25 protein-coding genes are annotated in these 25,582 nt (G+C 72.3%); 20 read left to right on the top strand and 5 right to left on the bottom strand.

The genetic code is table 11. The features are described from left to right. Window positions 1–5 precede the first annotated feature (5 nt). Window positions 6–770, top strand: coding sequence for an SDR family NAD(P)-dependent oxidoreductase (locus BZZ08_RS00320; RefSeq protein WP_198601191.1), 765 nt, complete (start codon window positions 6–8; stop codon window positions 768–770). 50 nt (window positions 771–820) lie between these two features. Here the strand turns inward: BZZ08_RS00320 and BZZ08_RS00315 are convergent, their stop codons facing one another. Then, window positions 821–1,429 carry a TetR/AcrR family transcriptional regulator gene (locus BZZ08_RS00315; protein ID WP_104630067.1) on the bottom strand — a complete coding sequence of 203 codons (609 nt, stop codon included), beginning with the start codon at window positions 1,427–1,429 and terminating at the stop codon, window positions 821–823. A gap of 65 nt (window positions 1,430–1,494) precedes the next feature. Between BZZ08_RS00315 and BZZ08_RS00310 the strand changes: the two genes are divergently transcribed. The 8 genes from BZZ08_RS00310 to BZZ08_RS00275 all read left to right on the top strand — a co-directional run bounded on the left by BZZ08_RS00310 (window position 1,495) and on the right by BZZ08_RS00275 (window position 9,060). Beyond that, entirely contained in the window at window positions 1,495–2,595 is a 1,101-nt protein-coding gene (locus BZZ08_RS00310; RefSeq protein WP_104630066.1) for an AI-2E family transporter, read from the top strand. Window positions 2,596–2,688: 93 nt separating this feature from the next. After that, window positions 2,689–3,342 carry a maleylpyruvate isomerase N-terminal domain-containing protein gene (locus BZZ08_RS00305; protein WP_104630065.1) on the top strand — a complete coding sequence of 218 codons (654 nt, stop codon included), beginning with the start codon at window positions 2,689–2,691 and terminating at the stop codon, window positions 3,340–3,342. A gap of 229 nt (window positions 3,343–3,571) precedes the next feature. Then, complete coding sequence (locus tag BZZ08_RS00300; RefSeq protein WP_104630064.1) at window positions 3,572–4,225, top strand: ankyrin repeat domain-containing protein; 654 nt, start codon at window positions 3,572–3,574, stop codon at window positions 4,223–4,225. Beyond that, on the top strand, window positions 4,222–5,400 hold the full coding sequence (locus tag BZZ08_RS00295) for a YncE family protein (RefSeq protein ID WP_104630063.1): 1,179 nt from the start codon (window positions 4,222–4,224) through the stop codon (window positions 5,398–5,400). Before BZZ08_RS00300 ends, BZZ08_RS00295 begins: the two co-directional genes overlap by 4 nt. 80 nt (window positions 5,401–5,480) lie before the next feature. Next, the gene (locus tag BZZ08_RS00290; RefSeq protein WP_104630062.1) at window positions 5,481–6,062 is read left to right on the top strand and encodes a TetR/AcrR family transcriptional regulator; all 582 of its coding nucleotides are present in this window, start codon (window positions 5,481–5,483) and stop codon (window positions 6,060–6,062) included. A 373-nt stretch (window positions 6,063–6,435) separates the two neighbouring features. Continuing rightward, the gene (locus BZZ08_RS00285; protein WP_104630061.1) at window positions 6,436–7,170 is read left to right on the top strand and encodes an SDR family oxidoreductase; all 735 of its coding nucleotides are present in this window, start codon (window positions 6,436–6,438) and stop codon (window positions 7,168–7,170) included. Between the two features lie 203 nt (window positions 7,171–7,373). Further along, window positions 7,374–8,189 carry an SAM-dependent methyltransferase gene (locus tag BZZ08_RS00280; protein ID WP_104630060.1) on the top strand — a complete coding sequence of 272 codons (816 nt, stop codon included), beginning with the start codon at window positions 7,374–7,376 and terminating at the stop codon, window positions 8,187–8,189. Between the two features lie 37 nt (window positions 8,190–8,226). Then, entirely contained in the window at window positions 8,227–9,060 is an 834-nt protein-coding gene (locus BZZ08_RS00275) for an alpha/beta fold hydrolase (RefSeq protein ID WP_104630059.1), read from the top strand. A 93-nt stretch (window positions 9,061–9,153) separates the two neighbouring features. Here the strand turns inward: BZZ08_RS00275 and BZZ08_RS00270 are convergent, their stop codons facing one another. After that, on the bottom strand, window positions 9,154–9,357 hold the full coding sequence (locus tag BZZ08_RS00270; RefSeq protein ID WP_003978336.1) for a cold-shock protein: 204 nt from the start codon (window positions 9,355–9,357) through the stop codon (window positions 9,154–9,156). Between the two features lie 330 nt (window positions 9,358–9,687). On the opposite strand from BZZ08_RS00270, the gene BZZ08_RS00265 reads away from it, so the two are divergent. Beyond that, a complete protein-coding gene (locus tag BZZ08_RS00265) occupies window positions 9,688–10,440 on the top strand; it encodes a hypothetical protein (protein ID WP_104630058.1) in 753 nt (250 codons plus the stop codon). Between the two features lie 48 nt (window positions 10,441–10,488). On the opposite strand, the gene BZZ08_RS00260 is transcribed toward BZZ08_RS00265, so the two are convergent. Both BZZ08_RS00260 and BZZ08_RS00255 read right to left on the bottom strand, forming a co-directional pair. Continuing rightward, window positions 10,489–11,913: a Gfo/Idh/MocA family protein gene (locus tag BZZ08_RS00260; protein ID WP_104630057.1), complete on the bottom strand. Its 1,425-nt coding sequence runs from the start codon at window positions 11,911–11,913 to the stop codon at window positions 10,489–10,491. Between the two features lie 173 nt (window positions 11,914–12,086). After that, entirely contained in the window at window positions 12,087–12,932 is an 846-nt protein-coding gene (locus BZZ08_RS00255) for a GntR family transcriptional regulator (RefSeq protein ID WP_104630056.1), read from the bottom strand. Between the two features lie 226 nt (window positions 12,933–13,158). On the opposite strand from BZZ08_RS00255, the gene BZZ08_RS00250 reads away from it, so the two are divergent. From BZZ08_RS00250 to BZZ08_RS00230, 5 genes are all read left to right on the top strand, one after another. After that, window positions 13,159–14,427 carry an extracellular solute-binding protein gene (locus tag BZZ08_RS00250; RefSeq protein ID WP_104630055.1) on the top strand — a complete coding sequence of 423 codons (1,269 nt, stop codon included), beginning with the start codon at window positions 13,159–13,161 and terminating at the stop codon, window positions 14,425–14,427. A gap of 38 nt (window positions 14,428–14,465) precedes the next feature. Then, a complete protein-coding gene (locus BZZ08_RS00245) occupies window positions 14,466–15,398 on the top strand; it encodes a carbohydrate ABC transporter permease (RefSeq protein WP_198601190.1) in 933 nt (310 codons plus the stop codon). Continuing rightward, window positions 15,395–16,252: a carbohydrate ABC transporter permease gene (locus BZZ08_RS00240; protein ID WP_104630054.1), complete on the top strand. Its 858-nt coding sequence runs from the start codon at window positions 15,395–15,397 to the stop codon at window positions 16,250–16,252. The genes BZZ08_RS00245 and BZZ08_RS00240 overlap by 4 nt, the downstream gene beginning before the upstream one ends. A gap of 76 nt (window positions 16,253–16,328) precedes the next feature. Continuing rightward, window positions 16,329–17,951 (top strand): beta-N-acetylhexosaminidase, encoded by a 1,623-nt coding sequence (locus BZZ08_RS00235; protein WP_104630053.1) that lies wholly within the window; start codon window positions 16,329–16,331, stop codon window positions 17,949–17,951. Then, window positions 17,948–19,378 (top strand): cellulose binding domain-containing protein, encoded by a 1,431-nt coding sequence (locus tag BZZ08_RS00230; RefSeq protein WP_104630052.1) that lies wholly within the window; start codon window positions 17,948–17,950, stop codon window positions 19,376–19,378. The genes BZZ08_RS00235 and BZZ08_RS00230 overlap by 4 nt, the downstream gene beginning before the upstream one ends. 16 nt (window positions 19,379–19,394) lie before the next feature. Here BZZ08_RS00230 and BZZ08_RS00225 read toward each other — a convergent pair whose 3' ends face one another. After that, the gene (locus BZZ08_RS00225; RefSeq protein WP_104630051.1) at window positions 19,395–19,616 is read right to left on the bottom strand and encodes a hypothetical protein; all 222 of its coding nucleotides are present in this window, start codon (window positions 19,614–19,616) and stop codon (window positions 19,395–19,397) included. Between the two features lie 372 nt (window positions 19,617–19,988). On the opposite strand from BZZ08_RS00225, the gene BZZ08_RS00220 reads away from it, so the two are divergent. The 5 genes from BZZ08_RS00220 to melA all read left to right on the top strand — a co-directional run bounded on the left by BZZ08_RS00220 (window position 19,989) and on the right by melA (window position 25,492). Continuing rightward, window positions 19,989–20,816 (top strand): endo alpha-1,4 polygalactosaminidase, encoded by an 828-nt coding sequence (locus BZZ08_RS00220; RefSeq protein ID WP_104630050.1) that lies wholly within the window; start codon window positions 19,989–19,991, stop codon window positions 20,814–20,816. 37 nt (window positions 20,817–20,853) lie between these two features. Beyond that, the gene (locus BZZ08_RS00215; RefSeq protein WP_104630049.1) at window positions 20,854–22,182 is read left to right on the top strand and encodes an ABC transporter substrate-binding protein; all 1,329 of its coding nucleotides are present in this window, start codon (window positions 20,854–20,856) and stop codon (window positions 22,180–22,182) included. A 14-nt stretch (window positions 22,183–22,196) separates the two neighbouring features. Beyond that, a complete protein-coding gene (locus tag BZZ08_RS00210; protein WP_104630048.1) occupies window positions 22,197–23,147 on the top strand; it encodes a carbohydrate ABC transporter permease in 951 nt (316 codons plus the stop codon). Then, window positions 23,144–24,040, top strand: a complete 897-nt coding sequence (locus BZZ08_RS00205) for a carbohydrate ABC transporter permease (protein WP_104630047.1) — start codon at window positions 23,144–23,146, stop codon at window positions 24,038–24,040. The genes BZZ08_RS00210 and BZZ08_RS00205 overlap by 4 nt, the downstream gene beginning before the upstream one ends. A gap of 126 nt (window positions 24,041–24,166) precedes the next feature. Further along, window positions 24,167–25,492 (top strand): alpha-glucosidase/alpha-galactosidase, encoded by a 1,326-nt coding sequence (melA, locus tag BZZ08_RS00200; RefSeq protein WP_104630046.1) that lies wholly within the window; start codon window positions 24,167–24,169, stop codon window positions 25,490–25,492. Window positions 25,493–25,582 lie beyond the last annotated feature (90 nt).

Below are 25,582 nucleotides of genomic sequence, written 5' to 3'. Positions count from 1 at the left end.
GGAACATGTCGATGCGGCTTGCGGACAGGACCGCGCTGGTGACCGGGGCGACCAGCAACATCGGGCGGGCCATCGCGGAGGCCTTCGCGGCCGAGGGGGCTCACGTGGCCGTCTCCGGGCGCAGCGCCGAACGGGGCAGGGAGGTCGTCGACGCCGTCCGCGCCGCCGGCGGCCGGGCCGACTTCGTCCACGCCGACCTGGACGGCAGCGCGGCCGCCTCGCGGGCGCTGGCCCGCGAGGCGACCCGTGTGCTCGGCGGACGCGTGGACGTGCTGGTCAACAACGCCGGGATCTATCCGCCCGGCACCACGACCGACACCGACGAGGAGACCTTCGACCGGGTCTACGCCGTGAACGTGAAGGCCCCGTTCTTCCTCACCGCGGCCCTCGCACCCGCCATGGCGGAGGCCGGCGGCGGGGTGATCATCAACCTGGGCTCCTGGATCGCGCGCCTGGGCGTCCCGGTCGGCGCCCTCTACAGCTCCACCAAGGGCGCCGTGGAGACCCTGACGCGGGCGTGGGCGGCGGAGTTCGGGGCCCGAGGCGTACGGGTGAACGCCATCTCGCCGGGCGTGGTGCAGACGCCCCCGCCCGGCGAGGTCCACCCCGCCGAGATCATGATGAAGGGCACGCCCGCGGGGCGGATGGGCACCCCCGAAGCGATCGCGGGCGCGGCCGTCTACCTGGCCGGCAACGAGTCCTCGTTCGTGCACGGCACCGTGCTCGACGTCGACGGCGGGCGCACCGCGGCCGCCGTCATCGCCGCCTGACACGCGGCACCGTCCGGACCGGGGCGGGCCCGGCCCGGGCGGTGGACGCGTCACCGACCGGCGGCGCCCGCCTGCCGGAGGTCCGCGATCCCCTGGTCGAGAGCGGCCCGCAGATGGGTCGACCGCCCCGTCGAGAGCAGGATGGACACCCCGCCCTGAATGGCCGTCAGCAACGCGGCCGCCCTGGTCTCCACATCGAGATCGGCGGGGAGCCTGCCCGACGCCTGGAGCGACCTGATGCCCGCCGCGAGGCTCTCCTGCCACTGGCGCAGCAGCTCGACCACGATCGCGCGCGTGCCGGGGGTGGAGCGGCCGATCTGCAGGAACAGCGACCCGAGCGGGCACTGGTCGCCCTGGGTCTCGTAGCGCTCGATCACCACGTCCCGCCATTCCTGCCAGGCTTCCCAGGAGTCGAGGCGGCCGAGCTGCGGCTGCTGGTCCTCCAGCACCTGGTCCGCCTCGAACCGGGCCACCTCGACGAGCAGTTCGTCCTTGCCCGCGGGGAAGTAGTGGAACAGCTGGCTCTTACTGGTGGCGCTCCGCGCCATGACGTCGTCCAGGGTCGTCGACGCGACACCCCTCTCCCGCAGCACCGCCGCGGCACCCTCGACGATGCGGCGCCGCGTCGCCTTCCCCTTGGCCGTCAACTCACCGCGCACGCCGCACACCTCGAAAATATTGGACTGGTGGGTCCATCGTACTGACGTCCCCTTAGGGTGATCCCATGTCTGCCGGATTGAGCGCCGCCAGGACCCGGGCCGCGCTGCGCACCAGCGCGCGCTTCTCGGGCGAGTTGCTGCTGATACTCGTCATGCTCGCCGTGACCCTGTGGCTCCTGGGCCGCATGTGGTCGGTGGTGTGGCCGCTGCTCGTCGGTCTGCTCCTGACCACGTTGACCTGGCCCTCGGCCCGCTTCCTGCGGCGGCACGGGTGGCGTCCGGCACTGGCCGCCGCGGTGGTGACGGTGGCCTTCCTGCTGGTCGTCCTGGGTATCGTGGCGCTGATCGCCGTACCGATGTCCTCCCAGACCGATGAGTTGTCCGACGGCGTGGCCGAGGGCATCCAGCATCTGCGCGAGTGGGCCGCGGGACCTCCGTTGAACATCGGTGACGACGAGATCACCGGTGCGGTCGATTCGGCGGTGGCGCGCATCCAGGACAGCGTCGGCAGCATCACCACCGCGGTGGCGACGGGGGTGAGCGCGGTGGTCAACGGCCTGATCACCGCTGTCCTGGGCGTCTTCCTGATGTTCTTCTTCCTCAAGGACGGGCCGCGGTTCCTGCCCTGGCTGGCCCGCCAGTTGCCCGGCCGGCTGGCCACCGACGTCCCGGTCGTCGCCCTGCGCGGCTGGGAGACCCTGGGCTCCTTCGTCCGGTCGCAGGCCCTGGTGGGGCTGCTCGACGCCGTGTTCATCGGCCTCGGCCTGTGGATCCTGGGCGTGCCGCTGGTACTGCCCCTGGCGGTCCTGACGTTCGTGTCCGCGTTCGTGCCCATCGTGGGTGCCCTGTTCGCGGGCTTCGTGGCCGTGCTGATCGCCCTGGTGTCGAACGGGCTGACGGACGCGCTCATCGTCCTCGCGATCATCGTGGTGGTGCAGCAGCTGGAGGGCAACGTCTTCCAGCCCATCATCCAGAGCCGTGGCCTCGGTCTGCACGCGGCGGTGGTCCTGCTGGCGGTGACGCTGGGCGGCAGCCTGTCCGGGATCGTGGGCAGCCTGCTCGCCGTCCCCTTCGCCGCGTTGATCGCGGTGGTGTGGAACTACGTGCGCGAGCAGTTGGCCGAGCCGCCCGAGCCGCCCGAGGAGGCCGCGACCGCCGACGGCTGAGCGGACACAGACACACGTGCCCCGCACGGGAAGGACGGGCCCCTCGCGCGAATTGGGTCGCGGCCGGGCGGGCGGTGGTGTTGGCTGGCGGGCGTGGATCCCTTCAGCCGTTCCTGGTCGGCCCTGCTCGCCGCGGTCGCCGACCTGTCCGACGAGGACTTCGCCCGGCCGTCCGGCTGCACCGGCTGGCTCGTGCGGGACCTGGTCTGCCACCTGGTCATCGACGCCCAGGACGTCCTGATCACCCTGGCCACCCCGACCACCGAGGAGCCGACCCGGGACGCGGTGACCTACTGGCAGGTCGTCGATCCCCCGACCGGGGACGATCCGCTCGACGCGCTGATCGTCCGCCTGGCCGCCGCCTACGAGCAGCCGTGGCTGCTCAAGTTCCATCTCGACGACGTCGGTTCCGCCGCGGGCCGCGCCGCGGTGCTCGCGGATCCCGCCGGCCGGGTCAGTACCCAGGACCAGGTGCTCACCGCGGGCGACTACCTCTCGGCGTACGTCCTGGAATGGTCCCTGCACCATCTCGACCTGGTCGCGCATCTCCCGGAGGCGGCGGCACCGCCCGCGGAGGGGCTCGGGCGCTCGCGGGAGCTGCTGGAGGGGGTCGTCGGAGCGGCGTTCCCCGCGTCGTTCACCGACCGGGACGCGCTGCTGATCGGCACCGGGCGGCGGGCACCGACCGCGGCGGAGACGGCCGCGCTGGGCGGGTTGGCGGGGCGGCTCCCCTTCCCGGTCGGCTGACCGGCGCATCCGGCCCCGCGGGGCCCCGGCGGCCGACGGGGCGGCCGGTGAGCCGTCCAGCAGGACGCCCGACGGGAGGCCTAACGAGTCGTTCAGGGGGTCGTCCGATCGGACGACAGGGCCGTCGTCCGTCCGGCAGCGGCGAGGGAGCCGGAGCGCCGACCCGTGCGGGCGCTCCGCGGGCCCAGGCTGGAGGCACACGTCCCCGACACCGCGGAGCTGTCCCACCATGACCGCCAAGCCACCCACCCCCGCCGACCTCGCCCTGTCGGACGCCGTTCGCCGCGGCGACGCCGACGCCGTCCGGGCGGCACTGCGGGCCGGTGCCGACCGGGACCTGCGCGACGAACAGGGCCGCACGCCGCTGCTGCTGGCGGCCCTGGCCGACCGGGTCGCCGTCGCCGAGGTACTGGTCGCGGCCGGCGCGGACGTCAACGCCCAGGACGCGCGTGCGGACAGCGCGTGGCTGGTCACCGGGGTCACGGGCAGCGTCGCGATGATGCGGACGCTGCTGCCCGGCGGCCCGGACGTCACGCTGACCAACCGCTTCGGCGGCGTCTCGGTCATCCCGGCGAGCGAACGCGGTCACGTGGCCTACGTACGGGCGGTGCTCGCGGAGACGGACATCGACGTCGACCACGTCAACCGGCTCGGCTGGACGGCGCTCCTCGAAGCGGTCGTCCTCGGCGACGGCGACCGCGCGCACCAGGACGTCGTGGCGGCCCTGCTCGCCGCGGGCGCCGACCCCTCACTGCCGGACGGCGACGGTGTCACGGCCCGTGCGCATGCCGAGCGCAGGGGCTTCGAGGCCGTCGCGGACCTGCTGCGGCGGGCCGAGTCACGCGGCGGCGACGGCACTCGCGACGAGGGCGGGCGGCGGTGAACCGGCGTCGCCTCGCGGGCCGGCTCACCGCGCTGGCCGCCGTCACCGCGACGCTGGCCGGATGCGCGTCGGACGGCGGCGGCGACGGGCCCGCGTCACCGGTGCCCGCCCCGCCCTCCAGCACGGCCCCGGGTACGCCCGGCTCCGGCGGCGCGTCCGCACGTACGCCGGAAGGCACCCTGCTGGTCACGGACTTCGACGCGGACACCGTCACCTTCGTCGACCCCGCCGGGCGGGGCCGGACGGCCGACCTGGGCTCGGTACGGGTCGGGACGGCGCCGTACGGGATCGCCCTGGGCGAGGACGGCACGGCGTGGGTGGCGACCGCGGAGGGTGTGGCCGCCGTGGACACCCGCACCCGCGAGCGCACCGCCCTGATCCCGTACCGGACGGACACGGGCCCGGTGACGACCGGCGAGTACCGGGGCGGCGGCATGGGCATCGCCCTGTCCCCCGACGGCAGCCGCGTCTACGTCGGGGTCAACGTCCCCGGCGGCGACGGCGCACTGGAGGTCGTCGACACCGGGCGACGCGAGGTGACGGAGGTCGTACCGGTCGGTCGCCGTCCCTTCGACGTCGACGTCTCGCGCGACGGGCGGCAGGTCTACGCGACGAACCACGACTCGTTCGACGTGAGCGTCGTCGACACCCGTGACTGGACCGCGCGCCGCGTCGAGGTCGCCCCCTACGGCACCGAGGGCGGCCTCGGCTCGTGGCTCAAGCCGCACTACGCCGCCGTACGCCCCTCCGACGGGGCCCTGCTGCTGCCGTTCGAGGGGGAGCGCCTGGCGGTGGTCGACCCCGGCAGCGGGCGGGTCCGGATCGAGAACATGACCGCCAACACGCACCAGCACGGCGTCACGGCGGGCGCCGACGGCACGCTCTACGTGGTGGGCACCGGCCCGATCGACCCGTCCGAGGACGGCGGCCCGTCCCTGACCGTCCGCACGCCCGACGGCGACGAACGGGTCATCCCCCTGGACGGCCCGCACGAGACCGTCGCCCTCTCGGCCGACGGCGGCACCGCCTACGTCTCGGGCGGCTTCACCCGCGACGGCTACTGGAACGGTCTGAGCCTCGTCGACATCGGCACCGGCCGGGTGACCCGGCTCCCGGTGGGCGAGCGGCCCCTGGCCGTAGCGGTCCTCGGCGACGAGGAGCGGGGCGGCGCGTGAGCCACCGGGACCGGGACCGGTCCCCGGAGGGCGGGCGGAGCCGGGCATGACAGTGCCTGCCCTCGCGTAGAATCCGCGGCATGGGTCGATGGGAGCCGAACGCGCGCGGCCGCCTGGAGCAGGCGGCGCTGGAGCTGTACGTGGAGCGCGGCTACGAGCAGACCCCGGTGGCCGAGATCACCAAGCGTGCGGGGCTGACGGAGCGGACGTTCTTCCGGCACTTCGCCGACAAGCGGGAGGTCCTCTTCGGCGGTTCCGGCGGGCTGGAGGGGCTGTGCGTGGACGCCGTCGCGGCGGCGCCCGCGACGGCGACGCCGATGGAGGCGGTGGCCGCCGCCCTGGACGCCGCGGCGGGCGTCTTCGAGGAGCGCGGCGATCTGGTCCGCCTGCGGCAGGGCGTCATCGACGCCAACGCCGAGCTGCGGGAGCGGGAACTGACCAAGCTCGCCTCCCTGTCCGGCGCCCTCGCCGACGCGCTGCGTGAGCGCGACGTGGACGACCTGACGGCGGGACTGGCCGCCGAGGCGGCGATCGCCGTGCTCAAGGTCGCCTTCCGGCGCTGGATCGACGAGGGGCAGGAGCCACCGCTGCGGCCCCTGCTCGCCGAGTGCTTCGACATCCTCCGCACGGCATCCGCACGCGGCACGGCGAACGCCGGCTAGCCACGCGGCCCACCCTCCGTCCGGCGGCCTGGTGACACACGCGGGCCGAGGGCCCGGGTGCTCGGGCCACGCGGTCGGCGCGGTGGACGACCCGTCGCCGACCGGGGGCCTCGCGCGCGCCGAAGACGTGGCGGACGAAGTCGGGGGTCCGTCCCCGCCCGGCCCAGGTTCTCGGCGTCCCGAGCGTTGCGCACGCCGTGGGGCATGCGCGAACCGTCGAAGTCCGCGCTGTGTCCGGTGAGGTCGGCGGCCGGTCGGCGCGTTGCCGGGGTGTGCCGCACCCAGGCACCAACCGTCCTGGTCCGTCCCCGCCGTACCGCACAGACTCGGTGGCGCAGACAGCTGCGGGACCATCCATCGGGAGGACATCGTCATGACGCAGACCACCAAGGTCGTTCTGGTGACCGGCGCGAGCAGCGGGATCGGTGAGGCGACGGCCCTGCGCCTGGCCGCCGACGGCCACCGGGTGTTCCTGGGCGCGCGCCGCACCGACCGCCTGGAGAAGCTGGCCGGGCGGATCACCGCGGACGGGGGCACCGCCGGCTTCCGGCGGCTCGACGTGACCGACGCCGCCGACGTACGGGCCTTCGTGTCGGCCGCCGCCGAGCGCTGGGGACGCGTGGACGTGATGGTCAACAACGCCGGCGTGATGCCGCTCTCGCCCCTGTCGGAACTGAAGGTGGACGAGTGGGACCGGATGATCGACGTGAACGTCCGCGGGGTGCTGCACGGCATCGCGGCGGCCCTGCCGGTCATGCGGGAACAGGGCGGCGGGCACGTCGTGAACGTCGCTTCGGTCGGCGCGTACGAGGTGGTGCCGACCGCCGCCGTCTACTGCGCGACGAAGTTCGCCGTGCGCGCCCTGTCCGAAGGGCTGCGCCAGGAGTCGGCCGGGGACATCCGGGTCAGTGTGGTCTCCCCGGGCGTCACCGAGTCCGAGCTGGCCGACTCCATCTCGGACCCGCGGGCGCGCGAGGACATGAAGACCTACCGCTCGGTGGCCGTGCCGGCCTCCGCGATCGCCGACGCCATCGCGTTCGCCGTCTCCCGGCCCGCCGAGGTGGACGTGAACGAGATCGTGGTGCGCCCGGCCGCCAGCGCCCAGTAGGCGGCCGGGCGGTCACCCGGCAGGCTCTGAGCCGGCGTCCAACGGACGTTCGAAGAACGTCTCCAGGCTGTGAGGACCGCCGCCGTCCGGACGGCTGCCCGGTGCCGTCCGGGCCCGTCGGCCAACCGGTGTACAGAAGGGGGCCGTTGCGTCGTAGGTTGTGGTCAAGCATCCACGCCTCGGCTGAAAGACGGACCGCACCCATGAGCGACCCCTCGACGACCCCCGGCCACGCCGCGCAGCAGAAGATCGACACGTCCGTGCCGCATTCGGCCCGGATCTGGAACTACTGGCTGGGCGGGAAGGACAACTACCCGGTCGACGAGCAGGCCGGGGACGCGTACACCGCCGTCTTCCCCGGCATCGTCACCGTCGCCCGCAGCAGCCGCGCGTTCCTGCGCCGCAACATCACCCACCTGGTCACCGAGGCGGGCATCCGGCAGTTCCTGGACATCGGCACCGGGCTGCCGACCGCCGACAACACCCACGAGGTCGCCCAGCGGATCGCGCCCGAGAGCCGGATCGTCTACGTCGACAACGACCCGATGGTCCTCGCCCACGCCCGTGCGCTGCTGTACTCGACGCCCGAGGGCGCGACCGCGTACATCGACTCCGACGTGCTCGACCCCGACACCGTCCTGGCGGCGGCCGCCGAGACGCTGGACTTCGACCAGCCCATCGCGCTGATCCTCAGCAACATCCTGGGCCACATCCCCGACTACGACCAGGCGCGTTCCGTCGCCGCCCGGCTCGTCGACGCCCTGCCGTCCGGCAGCTACCTCTCGATCAACGACGGGTCGCGCGGCGTCGACCCGGAGTTCGACCGGGCCCAGGACGCCTACAACGAGAGCGGCGCCGCGCCGTACATCCTGCGCACCGTCGACCGGATCACCGCGTTCTTCGACGGTCTGGAACTGGTGGAGCCCGGCGTGGTCCCGGTGACCCAGTGGCGTCCGGACGCGGACGCCGACGACCCGAAGCCCATCGGCGAGCACGGCGGACTCGCCCGCAAGCCGTGACGTCCTGATCCGCGTCGGACCGAGAGGAACCCGCACCATGCCCGCATGGCCGTTGCCCGAGTCGTTCGCCGGCGCTTCGGGCACCGTCCGCTGGAACCGGCTGGGCGCCCCGGACGGGCGCCCGCTGGTCCTGCTGCACGGCACGCCCTTCTCCTCGTACGTCTGGCGCGCGGTGGCCCGCTCGCTGGGGCGCGACCACCAGGTGTTCGTCTGGGACATGCCCGGCTACGGACTGTCGGAGAAGAGCGCCGGACAGGACGTGTCGCTGGCCGAGCAGGGCCGTCTCTTCACGGAGCTGCTGGAGTACTGGGGGCTGGAGGAGCCCCTCGTGGCCGCGCACGACTTCGGCGGTGCCGTCGCCCTGCGGGCCCATCTGCTGCACGGCGTCCGGTACGCGGCGCTCGCCCTGGTCGACCCGGTCGCGCTGGCGCCCTGGGGGTCGCCGTTCTTCCGCCTGGTCCGCGACCACGCCGAGGTCTTCGAGCAGCTGCCCGAGGCGCTGCACCGGGCGCTGGTGCGCGAGTACATCGGTTCCACCGGCGGCCCGGGGCTGCACCCGGCGGTCCTGGACCGGCTGGTCGAGCCCTGGCTCGGCGAAACGGGTCAGCCGGCCTTCTATCGGCAGATCGCCCAGGCGGACCAGCGGTACACCGACGAGATACAGGATCGGTACGCCGGGATCGACGTGCCGACGCTGATCTGCTGGGGCGAGGAGGACGCCTGGATCCCCGTGGCCAAGGGACGCGAACTGGCCGGTCTGGTCCCCGGTGCCCGCTGGGAACCGATCGCCCACGCGGGCCATCTGGTGCAGGAGGACGCCCCCGCCGAGCTGACGGCCGCCCTGCTCGACTTCTTCCGCGACGTGCGCTGACGGCCGCCCGTCCGGGGGACGACATGCCACAGGGCGGGGCCCCGGGGAAACGAGCGCTCCCCCGGGACCCCGCCCTGCTCGGCGATCTCCCGATCAGGCGGGGGTGATGTTCTCCGCCTGCGGGCCCTTCTGGCCCTGGGTGATGTCGAAGGTCACGGCCTGGCCTTCCTGCAGCTCGCGGTAGCCCTGAGCGTTGATGTTGGAGTAGTGCGCGAAGACGTCGGGGCCGCCGCCGTCCTGCGCGATGAAGCCGAAGCCCTTTTCAGAGTTGAACCACTTGACAGTTCCGCTGGCCATGCCTTTTGCCTTTCAGCCGTTATCGGATCCGCACCGCGCGAACCCGGAGGTGGTCGTCCTGGTCCTCCGGCATTGCACAGCAAACCGCCCGCACTCCGGCGCGGGCGGTCTGGGCGAACCACGACATCTGCTGCTGACGCTACACGGCATGTCCGAGCCTCACCAGTGAGTAAGGGGGGTGAGCGGGAACCTTGTTGCCGACCTGAGGCCTCGACCGCCGCCGTGCGGGTCCCCGCTGCGCCATCCGGGGGAGACGGCGAGGCGGCCGCACGACGCGGTTCCGGAAGTGGTCTAGCTATGAAGAGTCCACACACGGAGTCGGAGATCGATATGACCGTCAGGAAAGCGCTGGCCCTGGTGATCGGCGCTGTCATGTGCACCGGCGTGCTGGCCACCGGCTGCACCCGGGAGCCCGCGGGCGCCTCCCCGCAGGACGCGCACGCACCCGCGAGTTCCACAGCCCCGCGCCCCGCTCCCCCGCGCTCCTTCCCCCGCCCCCTCCCCGGGGTCGGCCCGGTCATGCGGGAGCGGCTCCCGGACGGCACCCGGCAGGCCCTGGTGGTCACCGGTGAGGACGAGAGCTCGTCGCGGTCCCAGGTGGTGCTCTACGAGCAGTACCCGGCCGAGGGCTGGCGTGCGGTCGCCGGTCCCTGGCCCGCGCACAACGGCCTGCGCGGCTGGACCGACGACCACGAGGCGGGCGACCTGCACTCGCCCATCGGCGTCTTCGGCCTCAGCGACGCCGGGGGCCGGCTGCCCGACCCGGGCACCCGGCTCCCCTACGACGAGGACCCGGAGTTCTCCGTGTCGGGCACCGGGTACCTGGGCGAGCCCCTGGAAGGGTCGTTCGACTACGTGGTCGCCATCGACTACAACCGGGTGGCCGGCACCACCCCGCTGGACAAGACCCGCCCCATGGGCGAGGACAAGGGCGGCGGGGTCTGGATCCACGTGGACCACGACGGGCCGACCAACGCCTGTGTGTCCCTGAGCGAGGAGCACATGCGCGCGCTGCTGACCGCCCTGGACCCGGACAAGGGGCCGGTCGTCGTCATGGGCCCGGAGGAGGTCCTGGCGCGGTAGGGCGCCCCGCGGGCGGCTGCCGTAGGCGGGCCGGCCCGCGTGCCGTGCTCAGCCGACGGGCGGCATGTCGGTGGGCGCCGAGTCCAGGCCGGGCCTGCGCTCCCGCCAGGCGCCCCGGGTGAAGTCCGGGATCTCGACGGGGCGGCCGCCCCTGGCCAGCGAGGTGACGCTGAGCGGGACGGGCGAGCACCAGGCGGCCGAGTCGTAGACGTCGATGTCCGGTACCAGCCCCGCGCGCATCAGCTGGACGGTGCGCCACTGCAGGACGTAGTCCATGCCCCCGTGTCCGCCGTTGTTCGCGGCGTCGTCGCCGACCTTCTGCCACAGCCAGTGGTCGTACTCCTTGCGGTAGCCCTCGAAGTCGCGCCAGGTGTGGCCGCTGTGGTCCGGCTCGACGTAGACGCGGGCGCCGGTCGGGGCGGGTCCCGCGTAGTCCTCGACGATGCCGCGGCTGCCCGCGAGGGTGTTGATCCGGCTGTAGGGCCGGGGCGAACTCACGTCGTGCTCCGCCCGGATCGTCCTGCCCCTCGCCGTTTCGATCAGGCAGGTGACCAGGTCACCGTTGATGTAGGTCTCCTTCCAGGACGGGTGGTCCCGCGGCACGAAGCGGGCCCGGTAGTCGGCCAGCCCCTTCGGGGCCGTCGCGGTGGCGCGCAGGGTCGTCATGCGGTCCCCGCGGTTGACGTCCATGGCCGCCGCGATCGGGGCCAGCCCGTGCATGGGATAGAAGGAGGCGGTGCTGCGGGTGTGCCACAGCCGCCGCCAGGAGTCGGTGTAGTAGGTGTCCGAGAAGAGGAGTTCGCGCAGGTCGTGCAGGTAGCCGCCGTGGCCGTTGGTGAGGTCTCCGAACAGCCCGTCGTGCGCCGCCTTCAGCATGGCCAGTTCGTTGCGGCCGTAGTTGCAGTTCTCGGCCAGGAGCAGGTGTCTGCGAGTGCGCTCGGAGGTGTCGACGAGATCCCACAGCTGGCGCAGTTCCGTCGCGACGGGGAGTTCCACGACGGCGTGCCTGCCGCTGAGGAGCGCGGCCCGGCCGTGCTCGTGGTGGAACTCCCAGGGCGTGGCGACGTACACGAGGTCGATGTCGTCGCGGCGGAGCATCCGGGCGTAGGAGTCGGCGGAGCCGCCGTACTCGGCGGGGCGCGGGGCGCCCTTGCTCTCCAGGCGGTCGGCGGCGCGCTTGGCCCGGTCGGCGCGGATGTCGCAGACGGCGGTCACGGTGCAGCCGGGCACGGACGCCCAGCCGGTGATCATGCCGCCGCCCCGGTTGCCGAGGCCGATGACCGCGACGCGGACGGTCCAGTGGGCGGCGAAGGGCACGCCGATCATCGACGTCTGGCCGGGCCTGCGGCGGGGCGCCTGCTCGGCCGCCGCCGACGCGGACGGGGCGGCGGCTCCGATTCCGGCCGCGAGGGCGCCGGTGGCGGCGGCGGAGCCCAGGAGCAGTCGGCGTGAGACAGCGGGCGTTTCGGACATGACGGCAACACTCCTCGTGGTGGTTCGCATCACGGTCGGGGCGCGGTCGGGCAACGTCGGGCTGTCGAGCTGTCGAGCACATTCGGGGCATGACTCTGCGGCGTCAGCCGAGACATGTCAATACGTGCTCGATGCAAAGCCGTTCCGAGCATTTCCGCGCACCTGTGGCGCCGCTACATCCCGTCCTGCACCACCCCGCGCGTGGAAAGCGTGACGGGGCCCTTGGTGGTGAAGTCCCCCGGCGGGATGCCCGGATGGTGGCCCTCGTCCGAGGGCGGTGTCCGGTCGCGCGGGCCCAGGGTGAGCCGGGAGACGATCCGGTAGCGGTCGCCCCGGTAGAGGGAGTGCACGTACTCGACGGGCCGGCCCCGGGTGTCGGTGGTCAGCCGCTCGAAGAGGAGTGCCGGGGAGAGTTCGGGCACGTCGAGCAGGTCGGCCTCGGCGCGCGTGACCACGGTGGGTTCGATGGACTGCACGGCCTCGCTGACCCGGACGTCGTGCCGCTCGCCCAGGTGCTCGTAGAGGTCGCCCTGCTCCAGTTCCTCACTGGTCAGGTCCGAGACGAGGTCGGCGGGCACGTGCAGGTACTCGATGGCCATGGGCGAGCCGTCGACCAGGCGCAGGCGGGCCACGTAGTGGATCTGCGCCGCGGGCGACATGCGCAGCTTGCGGCCCACCCGGGCTCCCGCGGGCAGGGTGCGGACCTCCAGGAGCCTGCTGGTCCAGGCACCGGCGGCCTGCGGGAGGCTGAAGGCCCGGCGGTCGGAGACCAGTTCCTGGGTGATCTTCTCGGCGGCGACGAACATGCCCCGGCCGTGCTCGCGCACCAGCAGTCCGGCGACCACCAGTTCGTCGACCGCGGCACGCAACGTGGGCCGGGACACGCCGAGTTCGGCGCACAGGGTGCGCTCCGAGGGAATCGCGTCCCCCGGGCGCCGGTCCTCGATGAGCTCCAGGACGGCGTCGCGGACACGCTCCCGCTTGAGCACCGCACCGGAGGCGGCGGCGTCGATCTCCATGCAGTACTCCCGTAACTGGTCTGCTGGTCAGCCGAGCTTACCTGTCCACCTCGGGCGCGAACCAGCCACTCCACCGGTTCGATCGGCCTAAAACCCGTACATACGTGAGGGGTTGACGCCCTCATTGGTCCATGCCACCTTCGACCAACGCCGACTGGTAAGCCCAGCGCCCCTTACTGGTCAACTGTGGGTGTGTCGTCCCTTCCAGCTCTCCCAGAGGTGAACCGTGAAGTACCGTTCGCTCGCCCTGCTCTCCACACTGGTGCTCAGTGCCGGGCTCGTCGCCTGCTCCTCGTCCGACGGCACCTCCGACGGCGCCGGGGACGGCAGAACCGCCCTCGACGTCTGGCTCATGCGCGACAGCGTCTCGGCCCAGTTCCAGAAGGAGTTCGAGACGGGCTTCGAGAAGGCCCACCCGGACATCGACGTGAAGATCCAGATCCAGGAGTGGGAGGGCATAGGCGAGAAGGTGACCGCGGCCCTGGCCAGCAACGACGCCCCGGACGTCATCGAGGTCGGCAACACCCAGGTCGCCCAGTACGCCCAGAGCGGCGGCCTCACCGACTTCTCGGACCGCGTCGGGGAACTGGGCGGCGGCGACTGGCTGGAGGGGCTCGCGGAGCCCGGGTCGTACGAGGGCAAGCAGTACGGCATCCCGTACTACGCGGCCAACCGGGTCGTCATCCACCGCACCGACCTGTTCGAGAAGGCCGGGATCGATCCCGCGCGGATCAGGACCAGGGACCAGTGGATCGCCGCCACCCGCAAGCTGAACACGGGCGGGACCCAGGGCATCTACCTGCCGGGGCAGAACTGGTACGTGCTGTCCGGCTTCGTCTGGGACGAGGGCGGCGACCTGGCCGTGAAGTCCGGCGGCGGGTGGAAGGGCGGCCTGGACAGCTCCGGGGCACTGCGGGCCATGGACTTCTACCGGCGTCTCCAGGCCCTCGGCAAGGGCCCCAAGGACTCCGACGAGGCCCAGCCGCCGCAGGCCGAGGTGATGGCGAAGGGGCAGGTCGCCCAGATCATCGCCGTGCCGGGCGGGGCCAAGGTCATCGAGGAGAAGAACCCGGAACTCAAGGGGAAGCTCGGTTTCTTCCCGATCCCCGGCAAGACCGCCGACCGTCCGGGCGCCGTCTTCACCGGCGGTTCCGACCTGGTCGTCCCGGCCGTCGCCGCCCACCAGGAGGAGGCGTTCACCCTCATCCGCGAACTGACCGGTGACGCCTGGCAGAAGAAGCTCGCCGTCGCCATGAGCTACGTGCCGAACAAGACCACCCTGGCCGGCGCCGTCGCCGGCGACCCGGGCACCGCGGCCATGGCGGCCGGCGCCGCCAACGGACACGCCACGCCCAACACGCCCCAGTGGGCGGCGGTCGAGGCCAAGAACCCGATCAAGGAGTACATGACGGCTGTGCTCACCGGCGAGGACGCGAAGTCGGCGGCGGCGGAGGCATCCCGGACCATCACCGAGACGCTGGGCAGCGACTCCTGACCGCCGTCGTCCCCGACACCACGAGATCAGGAGGCGACGTGTCGACCGTCCGTGAGCGGAGCGTGCCGCCCGGCGCCGCGGGCCGGGGGGCGCTCTGGCCGTACCTGCTGGTCGCCCCCGCCGTGCTGGGCATGCTGTACCTGCTGCTCTATCCGCTGGTCCGCGCCGTACTCATCTCCTTCCAGGACTTCCGGCTGCGCCAACTCATCCTGGGCGACGCCGACTTCGTCGGGCTGCGCAACTACCGCACGCTGCTCGGCGACCCGGAGTTCTGGGAGGTGGTGCGCCGGACCTTCGTGTTCATGGCGGTCAACGTCGTCGCGATCATGGTGCTGTCCACCTTGGTCGCGCTGATGACCGAGCGGCTCGGGCGGGTGGCCAGGACCGTGGTCCTCAGTTCCCTGGTCCTGGTCTGGGCGGTACCGGTGGTCGCGGCCACCACCGTCTTCCAGTGGCTGTTCCACTCCGAGTTCGGCATCGTCAACGAGACCCTCACCGGCCTCGGGTTCGAGTCGTTCGAGGGCTATCCCTGGTTCGCCCACGGCGGGGCCGCGTTCGGCATCGTGGTGGTGCTGATCGTCTGGCAGTCCGTGCCGTTCGCCGCGATCACGCTCTACTCGGCGCTGGTCACGGTGCCGGCCGAACTGTACGAGTCGGCCCGCATGGACGGCGCGGGGGCCACCCGCGTCTTCCGTTCCGTCACCTTCCCGCTGATCCGGCCGATCTTCATGCTGGTCCTGTCCCTCGAAGTGATCTGGACGTTCAAGGCGTTCGTCCAGATCTGGGTGATGACCCGCGGCGGACCGGGCGAGGCCACCACCATCCTGCCGGTGTACGCCGTGCAGACCGCGCTGGCCCACCAGCGCTACGACCTGGGTTCCGCCGCCTCGATGCTCACGGTCCTGCTGATGAGCGGCGTGCTGGTCCTCTACTTCCGTCAACTGTTCCGTCAGGAGGGCGAGCAGCCGTGAGCACCCCGCGTCCCCGTCCCCCGGTGCGCCGCGCGCTGCGCCGCCTCCCGCTGAACGCCGCCGCCGCGCTCACCGTGGTGGTCTGCCTGTTCCCCGTGTACTGGATGGTCACGACCGCGTTCAAACCGTCGACGGACATCCAGTCCTACGATCCCCGGCTGGTGCCGGGCGCCTGGACGTTCGAGCACTTCCGGAAGGCGGTCGGCGCCGACGGCTTCGCGCTGTTCTGGCGCAACAGCCTCCTGGTCACCCTGAGTGCCGTCCTGCTCGCCCTGCTGGTCGCCCTGGGCGCCGCCTACGCCGTGGCCCGCATGCGCTGGCGCGGGCGCCGGCAGTTCATGCTGGCGGTGTTCGTCGCGCAGATGGCGCCCTGGGAGTCACTGATCATCCCGATCTACATCATCTCCCGCGACACCGGGATGCTCGACCGGCTGCCGACACTGACCCTGATCTACTTCATGATCACGCTGCCGTTCACGGTGGTCGTGCTGCGCGGCTTCATCGCGGGCATCCCGCCGGAGCTGGAGGAGGCGGCACAGGTCGACGGCTGCACCCGTGCCATGGCGTTCCGCAAGGTGGCGTTCCCGCTGCTGGCCCCCGGGCTCATGGCCACCTCGCTGTTCGGCTTCATCACCGCCTGGAACGAGTTCACCTACGCCAACTTCCTCATCATCAAGCAGCAGGACAGCCGCACGCTCCCGGTCTGGCTCTCCTCGTTCCAGTCGACCTTCGGCACCGACTGGGGGGCCACCATGGCCGCCTCCACGCTCTTCGCACTCCCCGCGCTGATCATCTTCCTCGCCCTGCAACGGCATGTGACGGCCGGTCTGGCCTCGGGAGGCGTCAAGGGCTGACCGGGCCCGCCGTTCCCCCTCCCCACTCCTTCCGTCCTCCTCGCCGTCGCGCACCGCCGACCACCGGAGCCGCCCCGTGGACCTGCCACGCCCCGAACTGGCCCTCGTTCCCCGCCCCAGCCGCCTCTCCACCCGCTCCGGCCGCTTCCGCCTCGACGGCACGACCCGGCTGCGGGTCACCCCGGGCGCCGGTGCGGCCGCGACCCTGCTGCGCACCCTGCTCGCCCCGGCCACCGGACTGCGCCTGGACTCCGCGACCGACGGGGCCTTCGTGCTCGCCCTCGACCCGGCGCTGACCGGCCTCGGCGAGGAGGGGTACGGCCTGACCGTGAGCCCCCAGGGCGCCCTGCTCCGGGCCGCCCGCCCGGCCGGGCTGCTGCGCGGCGTGCAGACGGTGCGGCAACTCCTGCCCTACGACGCCCTGTCCGGGCGGCCGGTGCGCGGGGTGCCGTGGGAGCTGCCGGCCGTGGAGATCACCGACGTACCCCGCCACGCCTGGCGCGGCTCCATGCTCGACGTGGCCCGGCACTTCCAGCCGGTGTCCTATCTGCGGCGCTACGTGGACCTGCTGGCGCTGCACAAGCTGAACGTCTTCCACCTGCACCTCACCGACGACCAGGGCTGGCGGATGCCGGTGGCCGCCCACCCCCGGCTCACCGAGGTCGGCGGCCGGCGCGCGGAGTCGATGGTGGGCCCGGCGGGCGGCGACCGGTTCGACGGGGTGCCGCACGGCGGCTCCTACACCCGTGCCGAGCTGCGGGAGCTGGTCGCGTACGCGGCGGAGCGCGGGGTGAGCGTACTGCCGGAGACCGGCGTGCCGGGGCACGTCCGCGCCGCCCTGGCCGCCTACCCCGAGCTGGGCACCGACCCCGCCCGCCGACTGGACGTGTGGACGCGCTGGGGCGTGTGCGAGAACGTCCTGGGCACCGGCGAGAACGTCCTGGACTTCTTCCGCACCGTCCTGGACGAGGTGATGGACGTCTTCCCGTCGCCGTACGTGCACCTCGGCGGGGACGAGGTCCCCACCACGGAGTGGGAGCGGAGCCCGGCGGCGCGGGCCCGTGCCGCCCGGGAAGGGCTGGCGGGGCCCCGTGCGCTGCACCCCTGGTTCATCGCGCGGCTGTCCGAGCACCTGGTGCGCGCCGGACGCCGGCCGGTGGTCTGGGCCGAGAGCGGCGTCGCCCTCCCCCTGGACTGCACGGTGATGAGCTGGCGCGAACCGGCGCACGCCCGGGCGGCGGCACTGCGCGGTCACCAGGTCGTGCACGCCGACCACCGCGCGACCTACTTCGACTACGCGCGCACCGCGAGTCCCGGGGAGCCGCCCGCGCAGCCGGGAGGCGTCGTCGACCTGCGCGCCGTCCACGACGTGGACCTCGCGGCGCCGACCCGGGAGGCGGCGTCCCGGGTGCTGGGCGCCCAGGGCCAGTTGTGGACGGAGTTCGTGCGCACTCCCGAGCACATCGAGTACCTCACCTTCCCCCGGCTGTGCGCGCTCGCCGACCGGGTCTGGGACGGCACGTCGGGCTGGCGGGACTTCACGACCCGGCTGGCCGGGCACCGCGCCCGCCTGGACGCCCTGGACGTCCCGCACGCCGCCCCGCCGGCCGGACCGGTCCCCTCGTCGTTCCCCCACACCACGCACCACCCATCGACGCTCCCGCTCAGGCGGGAGCCGTGCCGAAAGGATCCCGCATGAGAAACCGACCCGCCGTCGGCCGCGCCCGCCTGGCGCTCGCCCTGTCCGTCCTGCTGGGCGGCGGTGCGCTGACCGCCCTCCCCGCCCAGGCCGCTCCCGCCGCCGACGGTCTCAGCGTCCAGTACCGCACCAGCGCGAGCGGAGCCACCGCGGACCAGACGGAACCCTGGTTCAAGGTCCGCAACACCGGCTCGTCCACCGTGCAGCTGAGCCAGGTGAAGATCCGCTACTACTTCAAGGCGGACTCCCCGAACGCCTCCTACCGCTTCGCCTGCTCCTGGGCGGTGCGCGGCTGCGCCGCCGTCACCGGTACGTTCGGCACCCTGAGCCACCCGACCGCGACGGCCGACCGCTACCTGGAGGTCGGCTTCACGGCGGCGGCCGGCTCTCTGGCACCCGGCGCGGACACCGGCGACCTGCAACTGCGCTTCTACCAGAGCAACTGGCAGACGCTGCGGCAGAGCGACGACTACTCCTTCAACGGCGCCCAGACCTCGTACGCGAACTGGGACAAGGTCACCGCCCAGCTGGCCGGGGCCACCGTCTGGGGCGCGGCTCCCGAGGGCAACGACCCCACCGACCCGACCGATCCGACGGACCCGACCGATCCTCCCGGCGGCGGTCAGACGCTCTTCGACGACTTCGACTACAGCTCGCACACGGATCCCGCGATCTCGGCGCACGGCTGGAGCGTGCGCTCCAACTCCGGCGGGCCCGGCGTGCCCGGTGCCACCTGGGACCCGTCGAAGGTCACCTTCGTCTCAGCGGGCGGCAACTCGGTGATGAACCTGGAGACCTCCACGGCCGGCACCGGCGCGTCCACCACGCAGACCGAGGTCCTGACCAAGTCGACGAAGTTCAAGGACGGCACGTACGCCGCGCGGGTCAAGTTCGCCGACGCGCCCAAGTCCGGGCCCGACGGGGACCACCTGGTGCAGACCTTCTTCACCATCAACGACCTCAAGGCGCCGATGGCCGACGACTACGCCGAGTACGACTTCGAGTACCTGCCGAACGGCGGGTGGGGCGAACCCTCGAACATCCTGTACACGACCTCCTGGGAGACCTACAACCCCGATCCCTGGCAGGCCGTCAACCAGCACTCCGAGCAGCGCACCAGCTACGCCGGCTGGCACGACCTGGTGGTGACGATCGACGGCAGCGCCATCACCTACTACGTGGACGGGCAGCCGTTCGGCACGCACGGCGCCCAGTACCTGCCGGAGCGGCCGATGTCGATCAACTTCAACCAGTGGCTGATCGACCTGAACGGCCAGACCTCGACGACGCCGCGCGCCTACGACCAGCAGGTCGACTACGTGCTGCACGTCAAGGACCAGGTGCTCACCCCGGCCGAGGTGGCCGCGAAGGTCGCCGGGTACCGCGCCGCCGGTACCGGGTTCGTGGACGAGGTGCCCGCCCCGTGACTCCCGGCGGGGACGGTCAGAACAGCCGCTCCTGACCGGGCGCGGGCCGTCCCCGCCGGTTGCGCGGCCGGGTGCCGGGTTCGGGTGCCGTCTCGCCGAACAGGGGGGCGGTGCCGTACTCGTCGGGCTCGGCCGGGACGGTGGCGGGGCCGGTGCCCACGTTGAGGACCAGCGGGGCGTCCCGGTCGAAGTCGCCCGGGGTCATCGCCACCCAGTCACGGTCCTGCCGCTCTCCCACGCACCGACACCTCTCTCGCGCCGCCCGCCGCGACCACGCGACGCTACCAGCCCCCGCGGGAGCTGGTGATCACGGCTCCCGCCCGGCCCTCATCCATCGTTCCCGGACATCCGGGAACCGACGCATGATGATTGTTTCTGCGCCGTACGAGCAGATTTCGATCATCTTCATGCATCACCTCTCTGGTTTCGAACCCTTGACAGGGCCTGGATCCGGTCGATTTACTCCCGATCAACGCCGATGTCGTGTGATCGGCGGCAGAGGTACGCCCAGCCGGTAGCTGGCTTCGCGCCAGGAGCCCGGACTGAGTCGCCAGGACGGCCACGCGCCTCCGAGGCGGGGACGTGCCCACCAACCTCCGGAGCTCGAACCATGAGCCGTACACAGGTGCACACCCCCAGGAAGCCGGTACTGGCCGGCATAGGTGCCACCGCCGTCCTCGTCACCGCCGCCGCACTCGTCCCGGGCAGCACCCCGGCCGAGGCGGCGACCTACACCCCGCCGCCCGCCCACGCGGGCTTCGACTACCAGATCGGCGGCGCCTACACCCCGCCGGCCGGTGTCAAGGTGGTCAGCCGCGACCACACGGCCTCCCCCGCGCCGGGCCTGTACAACATCTGCTACGTCAACGCCTTCCAGGCCCAGCCCGGCGCCGAGCAGGACTGGGACGACGACCTGCTGCTGCGCGACGCGAACGGCGACGTCGTCTACGACACCGCCTGGGGCGAGGCCTTCCTCGACATCCGCACCGCCGACAAGCGCGAGCGCATCGCCGAGAAGGTCGGCACGTGGATCGACGGCTGCGCCGACAAGGGGTTCCAGGCCGTCGAACCGGACAACTACGACAGCTACACCCGCGCGGGCGACCTGCTGGACGCCGCCGACGCGCAGGGCCTGATCAAACTGCTGGCGGAGCGCGCGCACTCCGACGGACTGGCCATCGGGCAGAAGAACACCGTCGAACTGGCCCCGAACCGCGAGCGGAACGGGCTGGACTTCGCGGTCGCCGAGGAGTGCGGCGAGTGGGACGAGTGCGGCGACTACACGGCCGAGTTCGGCGACCGGGTGATCGTCATCGAGTACACCGCCAAGGGCCTGTCGAAGGCGTGCGCGGGTTTCGGCGACGAGCTGAGCATCGTCCGGCGCGACCTGGACGTGTCGCCGAAGGGCAGCAGCGGCTACGTCCGTGAGACCTGCTGACACCACCCGACGGCCAGTGCAGTCCTTGGAGGTACAGATGGATGCGGTCCGACGTGCCGCGCGCCCCTCGCGCAGGGGTGTGCTGCGGGCCGGCGGGGGTGCCGCGCTCGCGGCCGTCGCGGGCACCGCGGTGACCGGCTGCGGGGCCGGTACGGACGACGGCGTCGCGGCCGACGGCACGGTCACGGTGGAGATGTGGCACGGCCAGGCGGACACGGCGAAGAAGGCCCTGGAAGGGCTCGTCGCCGACTTCGAACGGGCCCACCCGAAGATCAGGGTGAAGCTGGGCGGCGGCGTGCTGTCGGACGTCATGCTGCAGAAGGTGACGGCCGCCCTCGCCGCCGGTTCCTACCCCGACATCGCCTACATCTTCGGGTCGGACCTGGCCCGGGTGGCCCGCAGCCCGCAGGTCGTGGACCTCACCGACATGGTCGGGTCGGGACCCGTGCCGTGGAAGAACTACTGGGCGGCCTCCAGGGACGCCGTCACGCTCAACGGCAGGGTCAGGGCCGCCCCCGCGGTGCTCGACTCGCTCGCCGTGGTCTGCAACAAGAAGCTGTTCCGCGAGGCCGGCCTGCCGCTGCCGAAGCCCGGCTGGACCTGGCAGGACTTCGTCTCCTGCGCCCGCACGCTCACCCAGTCCGGCCGGGGCCGCTTCGGCACCGGCTGGCCGGGCACGGGCGACGAGGACACCGTGTGGCGTCTGTGGCCGCTGATCTGGGACCTGGGCGGCGACGTCGTCGACGACGGCGGCAAGGGCATCGGCTTCGCCGACACCGGCGCCCGGGCGCTTCAGGTGGTGGCCGACCTGGCCCGGGACAAGAGCGTGTACGTCGATCCCAAGCCCGGCAGCGAGCAGATGTACCAGGTGTTCCAGTCCGGCCGCATGGGCATGGTGGTCACCGGGCCGTGGCAGCTGCCCGACATCGAGACCGCCGGGGTCGACTACCACGTGGCCCCCCTGCCCTCCTTCAGCGGACGCCCGGTCACCATCTCGGGTCCCGACACCTGGACGGTGTTCGACAACGGCGAGGCCCGGTCGACGGCGGCCCGGACCTTCCTGACCTGGCTCGCCCGGCCCGAGCAGGACGTGCGCTGGGACATCGAGGCCGGCAGCCTCCCGCTCAGCCGCCGCACCGAGGCCCTGCCCGCCTGGCGGGACAAGGTCGCCCGCACCGAGGGCCTGAACGTGTTCACCACGGCGTTGGAGACGGCGCGGGTGCGCCCCGTCCACCCGGCGTACCCGGAGGTCTCGCAGGCGCTGGGACAGGCGATCGTCGCCGTGCTCCTGGGGCGCAGCACCCCCGAGAAGGCGCTGCGCGCCTGCGCCGACGAAGCCAACGCCGCCCTGCTCATTCCGCGTTGAGGAGCCACACCGCCATGCCGCGCCTCCCCCGCCCCATCACCGTCGAGGGCCCGCCGCCGGACCCACGGCCACTGCGCCGCAAGCGCCGCCGCGAAACCGGCACCGCCTGGGCGTTCGTCTCACCGGCGGTCCTGATCGTCCTCGGCCTGAGCATCGTCCCGGTCGTCTGGTCGCTGCTGCTGTCCTTCCAGGCCAGCGACCTGGTCACGCCCAGCCGCTGGGTCGGCCTGGACAACTACCGCGCCCTCGCCCAGGACCCGAACTTCAGCCAGGCGGTCCGCAACACCCTGCTCTACACGGTCCTGTACGTGCCGCTGAGCCTGCTGTTCGGCCTGGCCCTCGCCCTGGTCCTGAACCGGCGCATCCGCTTCGTCGGCCTCTACCGCACCCTGATCTTCGTGCCGTTCGTGCTGTCGGCGACCGCGCAGGGTGTGCTGTTCTCGTTCATCCTGGACCCGGAGTTCGGCGCCGCCAACTCGGTGCTGCACCGCCTCGGCGTCTCGTCGCAGGGCTTCCTGTCCGACCCTTCCCAGGCGCTCCTGGTGCTGGTCGCGATCACCCTGTGGAGCGGCACCGGGTTCTGTGTCGTCGTCTACCTCGCCGCCCTCCAGGACGTGCCGCAGTCCCTGATCGAGGCGGCGCGCCTCGACGGCGCCGGGCGCCGGCACCTGCTGCGCCACGTCACGCTGCCCACCCTCACGCCGGTCACCGTCTTCCTGGTGCTGTGGCAGGCCATCCAGTCCCTCCAGGTCTTCGACCTCGTGTACGTCACCACCAAGGGCGGGCCGCTCGGCTCCACGACGGTGATCGTCTACTTCATCTGGGAGCAGGCCTTCAAGAACGCCACCGCCGGATACGGGGCCTCGGCCGCCTACGTCCTGGCCGTCGCCCTCGGACTGGTCGCCGGGGCCGTCCGCATCGTCCGGCGTCGGGGACGCCACCGTCTCGAAGGGGCCCGATCATGACGGCGACCTCCGCCCGGCCCGGCACCGCCGCCGGCGCCCACGACATCGTGACGGCGCCCGCCGGCGAACGGCGCCGCCCGCGGCTCCCGTTCAGCCCCTGGCACCTGCTGCTGGCGCCGCTCGCCCTGGTCTTCGCCGTGCCGCTGGTCTGGCTGGTGCTCAGCTCGGTGATGAGCAACGCGGAGATCAACCGCTTTCCGCCCGCGCTGTGGCCGTCCGGCATCGACCTCGGCGGCTACCGCTATGTGCTGGGCAACGCGATGTTCCCCCGCTGGTTCGTCAACTCGCTGATCGTCTCCGCCGTCACGGTCGCCGCGAACCTCGTCTTCGGCTCGCTCGCCGGGTACGCCTTCGCCCGGATGCGGTTCGCGGGCTCCCGGGTGCTGATGGGGCTGATGCTGGCCACCATGGCGGTGCCGTTCCAGCTGACCATGATCCCGACGTTCCTGGTGATGAAGAAGCTCGGCCTCATCGACACCCTGGGCGCGCTGATCGTGCCGTCGCTGGTCACGCCGTTCGCGGTGTTCCTGCTGCGGCAGTTCTTCCTCTCGCTGCCCAGGGAGCTGGAGGAGGCCGCCTGGATCGACGGCTGTTCCCGGCTGCGGGTGCTGTGGCGGATCGTGCTGCCGCTGTCCCGTCCGGCGCTGGCCACGGTGGCCGTGCTCACCTTCCTGACCACGTGGAACGACCTGACGTGGCCGCTGATCGCCATCAACCACGACACGCAGTACACCCTGCAACTGGGCCTGACCACGTTCCAGGGCCAGCACCACACCCAGTGGGCGGCCGTGATGGCGGGCAACGTCATCACCGTGCTGCCGGTCCTGCTCGCCTTCCTCGGGGCGCAGAAGACCTTCATCCAGTCGATCACCTCCAGCGGACTCAAGGGCTGACCGCCCGCCCGTCGTCCGCCCTCGGTCCGGGGAAGACCACGCCGCCCGCGCGCACGGCGGCACCACTGCCCAGCCCACCTGGGACGAAGCGTTCGTCCAGGTCACCTGCAACGGAAAGAACCCCGCATGAGCACCGCCCACCCGAACGCACCCAAGATCACCTTCGTCGGAGCCGGCAGCGTCGTCTTCACCCAGGGTCTGCTCGCCGACCTCTTCGCCTTCGACGAGCTGAAGTCCGCGCACATCGCGCTGCACGACATCGATGCGGAGCGCCTGGCCACCGCGCGGGCCGCCGCCGAGTACATCGCCGCCGAGCGCGGTGCCCGCCCGCGGGTCACCGCGCACGCCGACCGCCGCGAGGCGCTGGTCGGTGCCGATTTCGTCATCAACATCGTGCAGGTCGGCATGGGCGAGGCGACCCGTACCGACTTCGAGGTCCCGGCCCGGTACGGGCTGCGCCAGACCATCGGCGACACCCTCGGCGTGGGCGGCATCTTCCGCGCCCTGCGCACCTTCCCGCTGCTCAAGGCGCTCGGCCAGGACATCGCCGAGGTCTGCCCGGACGCCTGGCTGCTCAACTACACCAACCCGATGGCGATGAACGTCCAGTACCTCGCCGAGGCGACCGGTCTGACGCGGGTGGTGGGGCTGTGCCACTCCGTGTACTGGACCGTCCAGGGCCTGTGCGAGCTGCTGAAGGTCCCCTACGAGGAGGTCACCTACCGGGCCGCGGGCGTCAACCACCAGGCGTGGGTGCTGCGTCTGGAGCACGGGGGCGAGGACCTCCACCCGCGCCTCGACGCCCTGATCGCCGAGGACCCGCAGCTGCGCCGCCGGGTCCGCATGGACATGTACCGGCGCCTCGGCCACTACCCGACGGAGACCAGCGAGCACTCCTCCGAGTACGTCCCCTGGTACCTGCACCACGACAGCGAGATCGACCGGCTGCGGCTGCCCGTCGGCGCCTATCTGGGCATCGTGGACGAGAACGTGGCCGAGTACGAGCGCACCCGCGACGCGCTGGCGTGCGGGGCGCCGCTCACGGTCGAGGGCACCATGGAGTACGCGCCGCAGATCATCCACAGCATGGTGACCGGCACGCCCCGCACGGTCTACGGCAACGTGCCGAACCACGGGCTGATCGAGAACCTGCCGGCCCGGGGCACCGTCGAGGTGCCGTGCCTGGTCGACTCCGCGGGCCTCCAGCCGACCCGCGTCGGCGCGCTGCCCCCGCAGCTGGCGGCCCTCAACCGGGCCTACCTCAGCACCACCGACCTGGTGGTGCGGGCGGCGACCGAGGACGACCCGCGGCACATCAGGCACGCCGCGATGGCCGACCCGGCGACGGCGGCGACGCTCAGGGTCGAGGAGATCTGGCAGCTGTGCGACGACATGGTCCGTGCGCACGGGGACCGGCTGCAACCAGGACTGCGGGGCGTACTCGCCCTCTGAGCCGACCGCCTCGCGGCGGCACTGGTGCGGCCCCGCGTACGGGGGAGAACGCGGGGCCGCACCTGCAAGCTATCGGAGTAATCTGCCGCC

The sequence above is a fragment of the Streptomyces sp. MH60 genome (assembly GCF_002939385.1).
Lineage (GTDB): Bacteria > Actinomycetota > Actinomycetes > Streptomycetales > Streptomycetaceae > Streptomyces.
The sequence above is the reverse complement of the archived record's forward strand: the minus strand, read 5'-3'. Positions and strand labels throughout refer to the sequence as shown.